General features: G+C 65.5%; 13 protein-coding genes. 8 read left to right on the top strand and 5 right to left on the bottom strand.

Features of this window, described 5'->3' with window-relative positions:
• Positions 1–199: 199 nt before the first annotated feature.
• Positions 200–2,098, bottom strand: coding sequence for a signal peptide peptidase SppA (gene sppA / locus Sj15T_RS07950; RefSeq protein WP_013040545.1), 1,899 nt, complete (start codon positions 2,096–2,098; stop codon positions 200–202).
• 155 nt (positions 2,099–2,253) lie between these two features.
• On the opposite strand from sppA, the gene gpmA reads away from it, so the two are divergent.
• The 8 genes from gpmA (at position 2,254) to Sj15T_RS07910 (ending at position 10,486) form a co-directional block, all read left to right on the top strand.
• On the top strand, positions 2,254–2,940 hold the full coding sequence (gpmA, locus tag Sj15T_RS07945; RefSeq protein ID WP_013040544.1) for a 2,3-diphosphoglycerate-dependent phosphoglycerate mutase: 687 nt from the start codon (positions 2,254–2,256) through the stop codon (positions 2,938–2,940).
• Positions 2,941–3,113: 173 nt separating this feature from the next.
• Positions 3,114–3,608: a 5-(carboxyamino)imidazole ribonucleotide mutase gene (purE, locus tag Sj15T_RS07940; protein WP_013040543.1), complete on the top strand. Its 495-nt coding sequence runs from the start codon at positions 3,114–3,116 to the stop codon at positions 3,606–3,608.
• A 1-nt stretch (position 3,609) separates the two neighbouring features.
• Positions 3,610–4,680 carry a 5-(carboxyamino)imidazole ribonucleotide synthase gene (locus tag Sj15T_RS07935; RefSeq protein ID WP_013040542.1) on the top strand — a complete coding sequence of 357 codons (1,071 nt, stop codon included), beginning with the start codon at positions 3,610–3,612 and terminating at the stop codon, positions 4,678–4,680.
• A gap of 132 nt (positions 4,681–4,812) precedes the next feature.
• Positions 4,813–5,337, top strand: coding sequence for a dihydrofolate reductase (locus Sj15T_RS07930; RefSeq protein ID WP_013040541.1), 525 nt, complete (start codon positions 4,813–4,815; stop codon positions 5,335–5,337).
• Between the two features lie 8 nt (positions 5,338–5,345).
• Complete coding sequence (locus tag Sj15T_RS07925) at positions 5,346–6,284, top strand: bifunctional riboflavin kinase/FAD synthetase (RefSeq protein WP_013040540.1); 939 nt, start codon at positions 5,346–5,348, stop codon at positions 6,282–6,284.
• A 125-nt stretch (positions 6,285–6,409) separates the two neighbouring features.
• Positions 6,410–9,442, top strand: a complete 3,033-nt coding sequence (locus tag Sj15T_RS07920) for an isoleucine--tRNA ligase (RefSeq protein WP_013040539.1) — start codon at positions 6,410–6,412, stop codon at positions 9,440–9,442.
• Between the two features lie 118 nt (positions 9,443–9,560).
• On the top strand, positions 9,561–10,076 hold the full coding sequence (lspA, locus tag Sj15T_RS07915) for a signal peptidase II (RefSeq protein WP_013040538.1): 516 nt from the start codon (positions 9,561–9,563) through the stop codon (positions 10,074–10,076).
• A complete protein-coding gene (locus Sj15T_RS07910; RefSeq protein ID WP_013040537.1) occupies positions 10,076–10,486 on the top strand; it encodes a DUF3035 domain-containing protein in 411 nt (136 codons plus the stop codon). The genes lspA and Sj15T_RS07910 overlap by 1 nt, the downstream gene beginning before the upstream one ends.
• A 16-nt stretch (positions 10,487–10,502) precedes the next feature.
• On the opposite strand, the gene Sj15T_RS07905 is transcribed toward Sj15T_RS07910, so the two are convergent.
• From Sj15T_RS07905 to Sj15T_RS07890, 4 genes are all read right to left on the bottom strand, one after another.
• Positions 10,503–10,832 carry a metalloregulator ArsR/SmtB family transcription factor gene (locus Sj15T_RS07905; protein WP_007685302.1) on the bottom strand — a complete coding sequence of 110 codons (330 nt, stop codon included), beginning with the start codon at positions 10,830–10,832 and terminating at the stop codon, positions 10,503–10,505.
• On the bottom strand, positions 10,819–11,274 hold the full coding sequence (locus Sj15T_RS07900; protein ID WP_013040536.1) for an SRPBCC family protein: 456 nt from the start codon (positions 11,272–11,274) through the stop codon (positions 10,819–10,821). Before Sj15T_RS07900 ends, Sj15T_RS07905 begins: the two co-directional genes overlap by 14 nt.
• Positions 11,275–11,339: 65 nt before the next feature.
• On the bottom strand, positions 11,340–13,274 hold the full coding sequence (gene dxs, locus Sj15T_RS07895; protein WP_013040535.1) for a 1-deoxy-D-xylulose-5-phosphate synthase: 1,935 nt from the start codon (positions 13,272–13,274) through the stop codon (positions 11,340–11,342).
• Positions 13,275–13,320: 46 nt separating this feature from the next.
• Positions 13,321–13,791: a transcriptional repressor gene (locus Sj15T_RS07890; RefSeq protein ID WP_013040534.1), complete on the bottom strand. Its 471-nt coding sequence runs from the start codon at positions 13,789–13,791 to the stop codon at positions 13,321–13,323.
• Positions 13,792–13,835 lie beyond the last annotated feature (44 nt).

Below are 13,835 nucleotides of genomic sequence, written 5' to 3'. Positions count from 1 at the left end.
TCGCGCCGACCGAGCCATAATCCCGTGGGGTGGGAAGCGGACATTCCCTTATTCGTCACCCCGGACTTGATCCGGGGTCCCGCTGCCTTGGACGAGGCGGGCACTCAGAAAAGAAAGCGCGACCCCGGATCAAGTCCGGGGTGACGGTGGCAATGTCAGCTATTGGCCATCAGCTTCCATCACCAGCAAGCAACACCCATCACCGCCAAAGCCCCAGCAACAGCGCCGCCAATCCCCGCTCATCCGTTTTCGCCACTCGCGGCGCGCCATAGCCCCGGCATTCCAGGCAATCGGCGCGCACGCCCGCGCCGCTCACCAGCGCGCGCACGTCGGCAACGGCCTGCAACGCCCAGTTCCGCTGCACGATCGCCTGCCGCCCGAGCAGGTCGCGCCCCACCATGGCCTCCGGCGCACCGGCATCGTCCTCATCCTCCCGATCCATGATAGACTGGACGAACTCGGCGAACTTGTCGGGTTCCCTGGCAATGCGATAGGGCCTGGCCTTGGCCGGATCGATCTTCGCCAGCTTCGCCGCCTCGGCAACCGCCTCTTCCAGCCCGCCGAAGCGATCGACCAGCCCGATCTGTCGCGCCGTGCCGCCGTCCCAGACGCGCCCTTGCGCAATGGCGTCGATCTGCTGGGGGGTCTTGCGGCGCGATTGCGCGACCAGTCCGACGAAGCGGCCGTAAATATCCTCGACCCCCATCTGCATGATCCGGTCGAATTCCGGCGTGGTGCCGCCGGCGATGTCCGGCTGGCCCGACAGCGGCGTCGTCTTCACGCCGTCGGTGGTGACGCCGATCTTCGCCAAGGTGCCCTCGAAGCTGGGTAAAATGCCGAACACGCCGATGGAGCCGGTGATCGTATCCGGCTCCGCGAAGATCACATCGGCGGGCGTCGACACCCAATAGCCGCCGCTGGCCGCCACATTGCCCATGGACGCCACGATGGGCAGGCCTTCGGACTTCGCTTCCATGATGGCGCTGCGGATCTTCTCCGACGCCATCACCGATCCGCCGGGCGAATCCACCCGGACCACCAGCGCCTTCAAGTCCTTCTCCGCCAGCGCCTTGCGCAGCAGCGCCGCAATCGTGTCTCCCGCCGCCGTGCCCGGTCCGGCCTCGCCATCGACGATGTCGCCTGCAATCGTCAGCACGCCGATCTCGCCGCCATTGGCGGGCTTGTGGGCCTTCATGTAGTTTTTGAGGTCGATGGCGGCGAAATCCCCGGCCTTGTCGTCCGGCGCATCGCCCGCAACCTCGGCCACCCGCGCGCCGAAGGCCGCCTCGTCGCCCATCCGGTCGACCAGCCCCGCGCTAACGGCCGCCTTCGCCAGATTGCCGCCAGCCGCCTCAGCGAGGCCCGCCGGATCGCGCACATAGGCCGCCAGCCGCGCCCTGGGCCGCGCCTTGGCCACTTCCTGTCGCCAATCCTCCCACAGGGCGTCGGCCAGAGCCTGATTGGCCTGACGGGCTTCGGGCGACTGCTCGGTCCGCGTGAAAGGCTCGACGAAGCTCTTGTAGGTGCCGACGCGATAGACATGGGTGTTGACGCCCAGCTTGTCGATCAGCCCCTTGTAATAAAGCCCCGATCCGCCGCGCCCGGTGATCGCCACGCCGCCCAGCGGGTTCACCCAGCTCTCGCTCGCATGGGCGGCCAGTTGGTAGCTGTCGTCGCTGTAGATGGTCGCATAGGCGAAGACCGGCTTCTTCGCCGCGCGCACCGCGTCCAGCGCCTTGCCCACCCGCGCCAGCGCCACCTGGCCCCCGCCCATGAAACCGTCCAGGTTCAGCACGACGGCCTTCACCTTCCTGTCGTCCCTGGCGGCATCCAGCGCGGCGACGATGTCGGCCAGCCCATATTCCCTCGCCCGGTCGTTCCCGCCCGTCAGCAGCGCCATCGGATCGATTTCGGACGGCTGTTCGACGATGGTCCCGTCCAGTTTCAGCAGCAGCGCGCCGCTGCCGACGCTCTGCGCGGGCTTGGGCGACCAGGACAGGGCGGCATAGAGCGCCCCGAAGAACATCAGCAGGAACAGCAGCACCAGCCCGTCCTTGATGGCGACCAATATGCGCCACATGCCCTTCACAAATGCCAAGTCGCCGGTTCCTTCCTTCAGATCCTGCGTGGGCTATCCCATCGACGGACCGACTGCAATGTGGGGGCGGGCCGGGGCCGCGCAACCTTGCGTCGGATATTTCCCGCGCTATGGGAGGGCGCAATTCTCGGTTTCTCGTGCAGGAGACACGCTTCATGCCCACGCTCGTCCTCATCCGCCACGGCCAGTCGGCCTGGAACCTCGAAAACCGCTTCACCGGCTGGTGGGACGTGGACGTGACCGAAAAGGGCGCGGAGGAAGCCCGCGCCGCCGGCCGCCTGCTCAGGGAAAAGGGGCTGGACTTCGACCAGTGCTACACCTCCGTCCAGACCCGCGCCATCAAGACGCTGAATCTGGTGCTGGAGGAGATGGGCCGCCTCTGGCTGCCGGTCGAAAAGGACTGGCGCCTCAACGAACGTCACTATGGCGGCCTCACCGGCCTCAACAAGGCGGAGACGGCGGCCAAGCATGGCGACGATCAGGTGAAGATCTGGCGCCGCAGCTTCGACACGCCCCCGCCGCCGCTGGAGCCGGGCAGCGAGTTCGACCTGTCGAAGGACCGCCGTTACGCGGGCATCCCCATCCCCTCGACGGAATCGCTGAAGGACACCATCGCCCGCGTCCTGCCCTATTGGGAGGAACGCATCGCCCCCGACCTGAAGGCGGGCAAGCGCGTCGTCATCTCCGCCCACGGCAACTCGCTCCGCGCGCTGGTGAAGCACCTCTCCAACATCCCGGACGACGAGATCACCGAACTGGAAATCCCGACCGGCCAGCCGATCGTCTACGACCTGGCCGACGACCTGACGGCCAAGGATCGCTACTACCTGTCGGAACGCTGAAATCCGATGTGCTCCTGCGAAGGCAGGAGCCCAGTCCTTCCGTCCGAACTGGGCTCCTGCCTTCGCAGGAGCACGGAATAGAAACGGAAAGCCGCAATTCCCGCATTGCCCCTCCGCCAACCTCCCGCTAAGGGGCTTTGCTTTCCGCATGATCAGGGAAAGTGCGCAGCGAAATGACCGGGGCAGTCGAAGCCGCGAAAGTCGGCATCATCATGGGCAGCCGATCCGACTGGGAAACGATGCGCCACGCATCCGAAACGCTGGAGGCCCTCGGCGTCGCCCATGAATGCAAGGTCGTCTCCGCCCACCGCACGCCCCAGCGCCTCTACGACTATGCCACCGGCGCGGTCGGCCGCGGCCTGAAGGTCATCATCGCGGGTGCGGGCGGCGCGGCGCACCTTCCCGGCATGGCCGCCTCCATGACCCGCCTGCCGGTCCTGGGCGTCCCCGTCGAATCCAAGTCGCTGAAGGGCATGGACAGCCTGCTTTCCATCGTCCAGATGCCCGGCGGCATCCCCGTCGGCACGCTCGCCATCGGCAAGCCCGGCGCGATCAACGCGGCGCTCTTCGCCGCCTCCATCCTCGCCACCACCGACGAAGCGCTTGCCGCACGCCTCGACGCCTGGCGCGAAAAGCAGACCAACGACGTGGCGGAAACCCCGGAATAAGATGACGACGATCCCGCCCGGCTCCACCATCGGCATATTAGGCGGCGGCCAATTGGGCCGCATGATCGCCGTAGCCGCCGCGCAGCTTGGCTATCGCACCCACATCTACGCCCCGGAATCGAGCGGCCCCGCCGCCGACGTCTCCCCCCGCTGGACCCAGGGCGCCTATGAGGACGCCGAAGCCCTCGCGGCGTTCGCCGACAGCGTGGACGTCGTCACCTATGAATTCGAGAATATCGATCCCTCGGCGGTCGAAGTGCTCGCCACCCACGGCCTCGTCCGCCCCGGCGCGCAGGCCCTGCGCGTGGCGCAGGACCGCCTTGCCGAAAAGCGCTTCGTCTGCGACCTGGGCGGCCTGACCGCGCCCTTCGCCCCGGTCGAAAGCCTGGACGATCTGGAAGAAGCCCTCGACCGGATCGGCAGCAGGGCGATCCTGAAAACCAACCGCATGGGCTATGACGGCAAGGGGCAGGCGCGCCTTTCCGACCCCGGCGACGCGGTCGGCGCATGGAACGCCATCGGCCGCCAGAGCGCCATATTGGAAGGCTTCGTCACCTTCGCGCAGGAATTTTCCGTCATCCTCGTGCGCGGCGCGGACGGCCAGATCCGCTTCTGGGACTCAGCCGCCAATGTCCACACGGACGGCATTCTCGACACCTCCACCGTCCCCGCAGGCCCTCTCATCGAAGGCCAGCTTGCCGGAGCCCGCGCCCTCGCGGCGAAGGTCGCCGACGCGCTCGACTATGTCGGCGTCCTGACGCTGGAATTCTTCGCCAGCGCCGACGGCCCGGTCTTCAACGAAATGGCCCCCCGCGTCCATAATAGCGGCCACTGGACCATCGAGGGCGCACTCACCAGCCAGTTCGAAAACCATGTCCGCGCCATTTGCGGTCTGCCGCTGGGCGACACCGGCCTCGCCGCCGCGAAGGTGGAGATGCGCAACCTGATCGGCGAACAGGCCAATGACTGGCTGCAAATCCTGTCCGACCCGGCCAACCACCTCCACCTCTACGGCAAGCACGAAGCCCGCCCCGGCCGCAAGATGGGCCATGTGACGCGGCTGACTCTATGATCGGAACAGGCCACCACCTCACCTCCGTTCGGGCTGAGCCTGTCGAAGCCCTTTTCTTTCTTCAAAGGAAGTAAATTCCCAGGGCGAGTGGAGGACAGGCGTCATGAACGATAATATTTCGGCCCGAACCCTATGACCGACACCCCCGAAATCCTCATCATCCTCGCCCGCGCCGACAATGGCGTGATCGGCAAGGACGGCGACCTGCCCTGGCGCCTGCCCGCCGACCTCAAACATTTCAAGGCGCTGACCCTCGGCCACCCGATGGTCATGGGCCGCAAGACCTTCGACAGCCTGCCTGGCCTGCTCCCCGGCCGCCGCCACATCGTCCTCACCCGCGACGCCACATGGGCAGGGGAGGGGGCCGAACCCGTCCCCACGGTGGAAGCCGCCATCGCAAGGGCCGCCGCGCCCACCATCGCCGTCATCGGCGGCGCGGAGATCACGAAACTCTTTCTCCCCCTCGCGCACCGCATCGAACTCACCGAAGTCCATGTCGACGCGGAAGGCGACACCCATATCCCCTATCCCGACCCCGCCGACTGGCAGGAGGTCGCCCGTCAGGACCATCCCGCGCAGGACGGCCGCCCCGCCTACAGCTTCGTCACCCTCCGCCGCGCAACCGCGCATTGCCAGTGGCCGGACGCGCCCCTATAGCGCCCCTCATGGAGCGGCTGCACAGCAGCGCCCCGATGCCTGCCCATCTGCGCGGCGGCATCATGGCGCTGGGGAATTTCGACGGATTTCACGCCGGGCACCAGGCCGTGGTTCGCCGCGCCGTCGCGCTTGCCCGCGACCAGGGCCGCCCCGCCATCGTCGCGACTTTCGATCCGCACCCGATGCGGCTGTTCCGCCCGGACACGCCCTGGTTCCGCCTGACCACGCTCGACCAGCGCGAACGCCTGTTCGCCAGGGCGGGGGCCGACGCGATGCTGGTGTTCGACTTCACCCGCGAACTGGCCGCGCTCGACCCGCAGGCGTTCGTCGACCTGCTTGCCCGATGGGGCGTCGCCGGAGTCGTCACGGGGGAGGATTTCACCTTCGGCCGCGACCGCGCCGGTTCCATCGCCACTCTGGCGGAACTCGGCGCGCCCCTGGGCCTGACGGCGCAGGCCGTGGCCCCCATCACCGGACAGGATGGGGAAATCATCTCCTCCACCCGCATCCGCCAGGCGCTCAAATCCGGCGATTGCGAAACCGCCACTCGCCTGCTGACCCGCCCCTTCACCATAGAGGGGGTGGTCCAGCATGGCGACAAGCTGGGCCGCACCATCGGCTTCCCCACCGCCAATATCGACATGGGCCATTATCTGCGCCCGGCCTACGGCATTTATGCCGTGCGCGCCCTGCTGCCCGACGGCCGGGTGCTGGACGGCGCCGCCAATCTGGGCGTCCGCCCCAGCATCGACCCGCCCAAGGAATTGCTGGAACCGCATTTCTTCGACTTTTCCGAAAGCCTCTACGACCAGCGGATAGAGGTGCAGTTGATCCACTATCTCCGCCCCGAAGCGAAGCTGGACGGCCTCGACGCCCTGATGGCCGCCATCGCCAGGGATTGCGACGATGCGCGGCAAATCCTTGCGGGAACGCCCCACCTCGCGTAGGGGACCGGCACGTTTTTCTCACCCGTTCGGGCTGAGCCTGTCGAAGCCCCTTTCTTTTCTTTCGAAAGGAAGATCGGCCCTTTGACAAGCGCAGGGCGACGGATTTTTGGTTGTTCTGGATACCCATGACCGACGCACCCGACTATAAAGCCACCGTCTTCCTCCCCGTCACCGACTTCCCGATGAAGGCGGGCCTCGCGCAGAAGGAACCGGCGATCCTCGCGCAGTGGGAAGCGATGGACCTCTACGGCAAGCTGCGCGAACGGCGGAAGGGCCGGGAACGCTTCATCCTGCACGACGGCCCGCCCTACGCCAATGGCGACATCCATATGGGCCATGCGATGAACAAGGTGCTGAAGGACATCATCGTCCGCAGCCAGTCCCTGCTCGGCAAGGACGCCCCCTATGTCCCCGGCTGGGACTGCCACGGCCTCCCCATCGAATGGAAGATCGAGGAGGAATATCGCAAGAAGAAGCAGAACAAGGACGAGGTTCCGGCCCAGGAATTCCGCGCCGAATGCCGCGCCTATGCCGACAAGTGGGTCGGCGTGCAGAAGGAACAGTTCAAGCGCCTTGGCGTCATGGGCGACTGGGACGATCCCTATCTCACCATGAAGTTCGATGCGGAGGCGACCATCGCCGGCGAACTGCTGAAATTCGCGGAAAGCGGCCAGCTTTATCGCGGCGCGAAGCCCGTCATGTGGTCCCCGGTCGAAAAGACCGCGCTGGCCGAGGCGGAGGTCGAATATGAGGACATCGTCTCGACCCAGATCGACGTGGCGTTCGAGATCACGGAAGCGCCGAACGCGCCGGAACTGGTCGGCGCCTATGCGGTGATCTGGACGACGACGCCTTGGACGATCCCGGTAAACCAGGCTTTGGCTTATGGGCCGGAGGTGGAATATGTCCTCGTTGAATTCACGTCGATCGGCATCGCTGGCACGGCCATTCCATATACGGATGCTTTAGAGGGGTGGGATCATCCTGCTCTGACCCGCCTGCGCGGTAAGAAATTTGTTGTCGCCAAAGATCTTTTCGACAGTTGGCACGGCCACTTACTTAAGGCCGCAACGATCGAGATGTCTGAGGTTGGAAAAACGCCAGCCTCCATGACCGAGACTTTGAAGGTTTTCAAAGGCACCGACCTCGCCGGAGCCGTCGCCCGCCACCCGATGCACCATCTCGGCGGCTTCTTCGCCAAGCCCCGCCCGTTCCTCGCGGGCGATTTCGTCACCACCGACGCGGGCACCGGCCTTGTCCACATGGCCCCCGACCATGGTGAGGACGACTTCGCGCTCTGCAAGGCGAACGGCTTGGGCCCGGTCTTCGCCGTCGAAAATGACGGCAAATATCGCGAGGACTGGCTCTGGCTCGGCGGCCAGGGATCGGTCATCAACCCCAAATTCGTCGGCAAGGACGGCCCGATCTGCACCGACCTGCGCGAAGCGGGCGGGCTTCTGGCGGCCTCCGACGATTTCAGGCACAGCTACCCCCATAGCTGGCGCTCCAAGGCGAAGATCATCTTCCGCTGCACCCCGCAATGGTTCATCCCGATGGACATGACCTCACCCCTCCCCTTCAGGGGAGGGGCCGGGGGTGGGGGTTCTCCGGATAGTTCCGCACATGGGGCGATCCCCCACCCCAACCCCTCCCCTGAAGGGGAGGGGCTTAAGAAAAACGCCGCCACCCTGCGCGACCTGGCCCTCAACTCCATCGAACACACAAGATGGGTGCCCGAACGCTCGATCAACCGCATCCGCTCGATGGTGGAGGGTCGTCCCGACTGGGTGATCAGCCGCCAGCGCGCCTGGGGCGTCCCCATCGCCCTCTATGTCCATCGCAAGACCGGCGAATATCTGGTTGATAAATCAGTCAATGCCCGCATCATCGAAGCGTTCAAGGGCGCAGGCGCCGACGCATGGTTCGGCGCAGACCATCAGGCGCTGCTCGGCCCCGATTACGACCTTAACGACTATGAGGTGGTGAACGACATCCTCGACGTCTGGTTCGACAGCGGCTCGACCCACAGCTTCGTCGTGGAGGGCCGCTATGGCCCCGACGCCCGCGCCGACCTCTATCTCGAAGGGTCCGACCAGCATCGCGGCTGGTTCCAGTCCTCCCTGCTCGAAAGCAGCGGCACTCGCGGCCGCGCGCCCTACGGCGCGGTCCTCACCCACGGCTTCGCGCTGGACGGGCAGGGCCGCAAAATGTCCAAGAGCCTGGGCAATGTGGTCGATCCGCTCAAGGTCATCGCCGAAAGCGGCTCCGACATCCTGCGCGTCTGGGTCGCCAGCACCGATTATTTCGACGACGTCCGCATCGGCAAGGAAGTGCTGGCTGGATCGTCCGACGCCTATCGCAAACTTCGCAACAGTTTCCGATACTTGCTTGGCGCTCTTTCCGACTTTTCCGAAGAAGAGAAGCTGCCCGTCGCGGAAATGCCGGAACTGGAGCGCTACATGCTCCACCTGCTCGCCAGGCTCGACGCCGACCTGCGCAGCGTGGTCGACAAGGCGGCGGGCAGCGAGAATTGGCTGGAATTCAGCCGCTACACCCGCGCCCTGTTCGACTTCGTCAACAGCGACCTGTCGGCCTTCTTCTTCGACATCCGCAAGGACTGCCTCTATTGCGACGCCAAGGCCGACCCCAAGCGCCGCGCCTATCGCACGGTGCTCGACACCTTGTTCCACGCGCTGGTCCGCTACGCCGCGCCGATCATCCCCTTCACCGCTGAGGAAGTGTGGCAAAGCCGCTATCCAAACCCCCAGGAAAGCGTCCATTTCCTGGAATGGCCGGAAGTTGATGCCGCTTGGCTGAGCCAAAGCCTCGACGGCAAATGGGCTGAAATTCGCAACCAGCGGAATCAGGTCAACGAGGCCATCGAACCCCTCCGCCGCGAAAAGATCATCCGTTCCAGTCTGGAAGCCGATGTCTGTATTTCCGATTTAGCAGCTATTTTGAACGACATTCGCAGTGTTTCTGAACAGGACTTGTCCGAATATTTCATCGTTGCGAACGTGGCGTTTGAGCAAGGCATTGAAGGCATCACGGTCAAGCCCAGCGAGTGGCACAAATGCGGCCGCTGCTGGCGCCTGCTTCCCGAGGTCGAGGAAGACGGCGCCCTCTGCGACCGCTGCGAAGAGGTGCTGGGCGCATAAACTCTTGCCAAGCGGCAGGTGCTCCTGCGAAGGCAGGAGCCCAGTCCAGAGGTCCGAACTGGACTCCTGCCTTCGCAGGAGCACGGTGCGCTAAATTTCGCAGGTTGAGCAGTCATTGATGCCAAATCCCGTCAACCACCGCCCCCTGGGCCTGATCGTCGCGATCGTCACGCTCGCGCTAGACCAGCTCGTCAAATATACCGTCACCTACCCGCTGGCGCTGAAAAGCCGGATGGACGAGGGCATTGAAATCCTGCCGATCTTTCGCCTGCGCTGGCTGGAAAATCGCGGCGTTTCCATGGGTTTCTTCCACGCGGAAACCGACGTGATGCGCTGGCTGCTGGTCGGCATGACCATCTTGATCGCGGCCTTCGTGGGCGTCTGGATGTGGCGCGAAAAGGCGCGGCAGGACGTGGCGGCGCTCGGCCTGGTGTTGGGCGGCGCGGTCGGCAACATCATCGACCGCGTGCGGCTGGGCTATGTGGTCGACTATGCCGACCTGCATTTCGGCGAATGGCGGCCTTTCCTGATTTTCAACCTGGCCGATGCGGCCATCACTTTCGGCGTGCTGATCCTGCTTGCGCGGGCGCTTCTGCTGCGCGAGAAGGGCGCAAAGACGGAGTCACTGAACTGATGCGTAAACTGATCCTCGCCGCTGGCCTGATTTCGATGCTGTCCGCCTGCGGCGGCGGCGGCGGCCTCTTCAACCGTTCGCGTCCCGACGAATTTGCCGTTTCGCGCCAGGCTCCGCTCGTGATCCCGCCCGACTTCGCGCTGGTTCCGCCCGCGCCCGGCACGCCCGCCGCCGCGTCCGTCGATTCGAGCAAGGCCGCGATGGAGGCCATGTTCGGCGGTCCCGCCGCCCGCAGCCCCGGCGAAAGCGCCACGCTGAGCGCCGCCGGCCGCGCCAATGCGGCCGCGGGCATCCGTTCCTCGGTCGGCGATCCGGCGACCGAAGTGGTCGACAAGGGCGCCACCACCCGCGACATCATCGCCGCCCCGGAAGGCGACGGCCAGGACGCTCGCGCCGCCACCCCGCAATAATCGGAAAAACCGGAACTCAGGGCTGGCTCTCGACGAAATCCCTGAGCCGGCCCAAAGTCCCGTCCCACTGGCCATTCACCTTGGCAAGCCAGTCCCTGGCCTCAGCCACGCCCTCGGGACGCAGACGAAACAGCGCCTCCCGCCCAGACCTGGTCCGCGTGACCAGCCCGGCGCCCAGCAGCACGTCCAGATGCTTGGCCACCGCCTGGCGGCTGATCGGCAATCCGTCGCCCAACTGACCGATCGATCGTTCTCCGCCATCGGAAAGCCGCCCGATCATGCCCAGCCGCGTCGCGTCGCCCAGGGCCGCGAACAGGCGGGCAGGGGAAGGCTCAACGCTCGGCATAGTCGCGGATATTTTTCACCTGTTCGGCCCAGCCGCCGTCATTATCCCGCATGACGTTGCTCCGCCGGGGTTCCGGCACCTTGTCGAACCCGCTTTCCGTGACCGTCAGCCGCGTGCCGCTTTCCACCGGCTCCAGCAGAAACTCCACCAGCGTCCATTCCGGCACGGCCACGCCGCTCTCCATCAACGCTTTGTCGCCCCCGGTCGCCGGCCATTCATAGGCGAAGCGCGTCATCGGCTCGATCGCCACGACCAGCGCTTCCCAGCGATAATCCTCGTAGCCGGGATAGGTCATATGCCCGGTCGAAGCCTGGCCAACCGTGAAGGGTTGATCCAGCGCGACCCGGAACCAGCTCCCGAACTTCTCATGATCGATCAGGGCGTCCCAAACCTTCTCGACAGCTGCGGCGATCTCGATGGTCTTGATGATGAAATCAGGCATATAGGCAACCTCCAGGTTGCCTATATGCACTCATCACCCGTATCATGCAACCTTTTGGTTGCTGATCAGGCCCGCGCTTCGGTCCCGATGCCGGTGCTGTTATGGCGGAGCGCCGTCAGCACCGTGTCGACAATGGCTCCCGCATCCAGACGGGCGTCGGCATATTGCTTTTCCGGCTTGTCCTGATCCTGAAAGATGTCGGGCAGGCGCATGGTCCGCAGCTTCAGGCCATTGTCGATCAATCCCTGGTCGCTCGCCATCGTCAGCACATGCGCGCCCAGGCCGCCGACGGCACCTTCCTCGATGGTGACGGCGACTTCATGGGTCGTCAGCAGCCTGCGGATCAGCGCTTCGTCCAGCGGCTTGGCAAAGCGCAGGTCCGCCACCGTCGTGGACAGCCCCTTCGCCTCCAGCGTCTCCGCGGCCTTCAGCGCCTCCTCCAGCCGGGTTCCGAGCGACAGGATCGCGACCTGCCGCCCCTCCCGCACGATCCTGCCCTTGCCGATTTCCAGCCTTTCCGGCGTTGCGGGCAGGGCGATGCCCGTGCCGTTGCCGCGCGGGTAGCGCACCGCGATCGGCCCATCGTCATGCACGGCGCAGGTGTGGACCATATGGACCAGTTCCGCCTCGTCCGCTGCCGCCATGACGACGAAATTCGGCAGGCTGGCAAGATAGGTCACGTCGAAGCTGCCCGCATGGGTCGAACCGTCCGCCCCCACCAGCCCGGCGCGGTCGATGGCGAAGCGCACCGGCAGGTTCTGGATCGCCACGTCATGCACGACCTGGTCGTAGGCGCGTTGCAGGAAGGTCGAATAGATGGCGCAGAATGGCCGCATCCCCTGCGCCGCCAGCCCCGCCGCGAAGGTCACGGCATGCTGCTCGGCAATGCCGACATCGAAGGTCCGGTCGGGGAAGGCCGCGCCGAACTTGTCCAGTCCCGTCCCCGAAGGCATGGCGGCGGTGATCGCGCATATGGCGGGGTCGCGCTCCGCCTCCGCGATCAGCGCCTTGGCGAACACGCCGGTATAGCTGGGCGGCCCCGGAGGCGCCTTGGCCTGCGCGCCGGTGATGACGTCGAACTTCTGCACGCCATGATATTTGTCCGCCGCCGCCTCGGCCGGGGCATAGCCCTTGCCCTTCTGCGTCACGACATGGACCAGGCACGGCCCCTCCGCCGCGTCGCGGACATTTTCCAGCACCGGGATCAACTGGTCCAGATTATGCCCGTCGATCGGCCCGACATAGTAGAAGCCCAGTTCCTCGAACAAAGTCCCGCCCATCGCCATGCCGCGCGCGAATTCGTCGGTCTTGCGCGCCGCATTGTGCAGCGGGCGGGGCAGCCGCCGCGCCAGCCGCTTGGCAAGGTCGCGCAGGCCGAGGAACTCCCGGCTCGACACCAGCCGCGCCAGATAGGCCGACAGCCCGCCGACCGGAGGAGCGATGGACATGTCATTGTCGTTCAGGATGACGATCAGCCGATTTCCGGCCTCCCGCGCATTGTTCATCGCCTCATAGGCCATGCCCGCCGACATGGAGCCGTCGCCGATGACAGCGATGCCCTTGCCGGGCTTGCCCTGCATCCTGTTCGCCACGGCAAAGCCCAGCGCCGCGCTGATCGAGGTCGAGCTATGCGCCGCGCCGAAGGGGTCGTACTCGCTCTCCGCCCGCTTGGTGAAGCCGCTGAGGCCGCCGCCCTGGCGCAAGGTGCGGATGCGGTCCCGCCGCCCGGTCAATATCTTGTGCGGATAGCATTGGTGGCCGACATCCCAGACCAGCTTGTCGTTGGGCGTATCGAACACATAATGGATCGCCGTGGTCAGCTCCACCACGCCCAGCCCGGACCCCAGATGGCCGCCGGTCACGCCGACGGCGGAAATCACTTCCTGCCGCAGTTCGTCGGCCAGTTGCCGAAGCCGGTCGGGTTGCAGCTTGCGCAGGTCCGCGGGCCAGACGACCTGGTCGAGCAGCGGAGTGGAGGGGCGATCGTTCATCAAGGACATAGACTCCCCAAGGCGCTAGGCCGTTCCGGGCCGATGCGCAACTCCCTCACGCGGCGCACTTGGCGCAGATGCCCAATATCTCGATCACGGGGCGATCCGGCTGAAAACCCTCGGCCCGCGCCACTGCGCGGACCTTGTCCGTCACCTTGTCGTCGTCGACATGCGTCGCCTGCTTGCAGTTCCTGCACACCAGGAAGATGCAGTCGTGATGACAGCCGGGATGGACATTGGCGATATAGGCGTTGGCGCTTTCCACCCGCATCGCGATATTGTTGGTCACGAACAGGTCGAGGATGCGATAGACACTGTTGGGCGCCACCCGCTTGCCGCGCGCTTTCGACACGCTGTCGGCGATGTCATAGGCCGATGCAGGGGTTGCCTCCGCCGCCAGGGCATCGAAAATGGCGGCGCGCATTGGCGTCCATTGTTCGTGGCTCGCCTCCAGCGTGGCGCGGGCGGCATCCGCGAGGCTGTCGCTCGACGGTTCGTAATGGTCGTGATGATGATGGTCGGCCATGGGTTCAATCTAAGCCTGGGTTGGTGCGGGGGCAAGTGGCGGTC

Origin of the sequence: Sphingobium sp. TA15 (assembly GCF_037101235.1) — a bacterium.
Taxonomy (GTDB): Bacteria; Pseudomonadota; Alphaproteobacteria; order Sphingomonadales; family Sphingomonadaceae; genus Sphingobium; species Sphingobium indicum.
The sequence above is the reverse complement of the archived record's forward strand: the minus strand, read 5'-3'. Positions and strand labels throughout refer to the sequence as shown.

Excerpts from the sequence above, each read along its gene's own strand:
- dxs (WP_013040535.1), bottom strand. The coding sequence starts at position 13,274 with ATGTCCTTGATGAACGATCGCCCCTCCACTCCGCTGCTCGACCAGGTC.
- purE (WP_013040543.1), top strand. The coding sequence starts at position 3,114 with ATGACCGGGGCAGTCGAAGCCGCGAAAGTCGGCATCATCATGGGCAGC.
- Sj15T_RS07920 (WP_013040539.1), top strand. The coding sequence starts at position 6,410 with ATGACCGACGCACCCGACTATAAAGCCACCGTCTTCCTCCCCGTCACC.
- Sj15T_RS07905 (WP_007685302.1), bottom strand. The coding sequence starts at position 10,832 with ATGCCGAGCGTTGAGCCTTCCCCTGCCCGCCTGTTCGCGGCCCTGGGC.
- Sj15T_RS07900 (WP_013040536.1), bottom strand. The coding sequence starts at position 11,274 with ATGCCTGATTTCATCATCAAGACCATCGAGATCGCCGCAGCTGTCGAG.
- Sj15T_RS07935 (WP_013040542.1), top strand. The coding sequence starts at position 3,610 with ATGACGACGATCCCGCCCGGCTCCACCATCGGCATATTAGGCGGCGGC.
- Sj15T_RS07890 (WP_013040534.1), bottom strand. The coding sequence starts at position 13,791 with ATGGCCGACCATCATCATCACGACCATTACGAACCGTCGAGCGACAGC.
- Sj15T_RS07930 (WP_013040541.1), top strand. The coding sequence starts at position 4,813 with ATGACCGACACCCCCGAAATCCTCATCATCCTCGCCCGCGCCGACAAT.
- Sj15T_RS07925 (WP_013040540.1), top strand. The coding sequence starts at position 5,346 with ATGGAGCGGCTGCACAGCAGCGCCCCGATGCCTGCCCATCTGCGCGGC.
- Sj15T_RS07910 (WP_013040537.1), top strand. The coding sequence starts at position 10,076 with ATGCGTAAACTGATCCTCGCCGCTGGCCTGATTTCGATGCTGTCCGCC.
- gpmA (WP_013040544.1), top strand. The coding sequence starts at position 2,254 with ATGCCCACGCTCGTCCTCATCCGCCACGGCCAGTCGGCCTGGAACCTC.
- lspA (WP_013040538.1), top strand. The coding sequence starts at position 9,561 with ATGCCAAATCCCGTCAACCACCGCCCCCTGGGCCTGATCGTCGCGATC.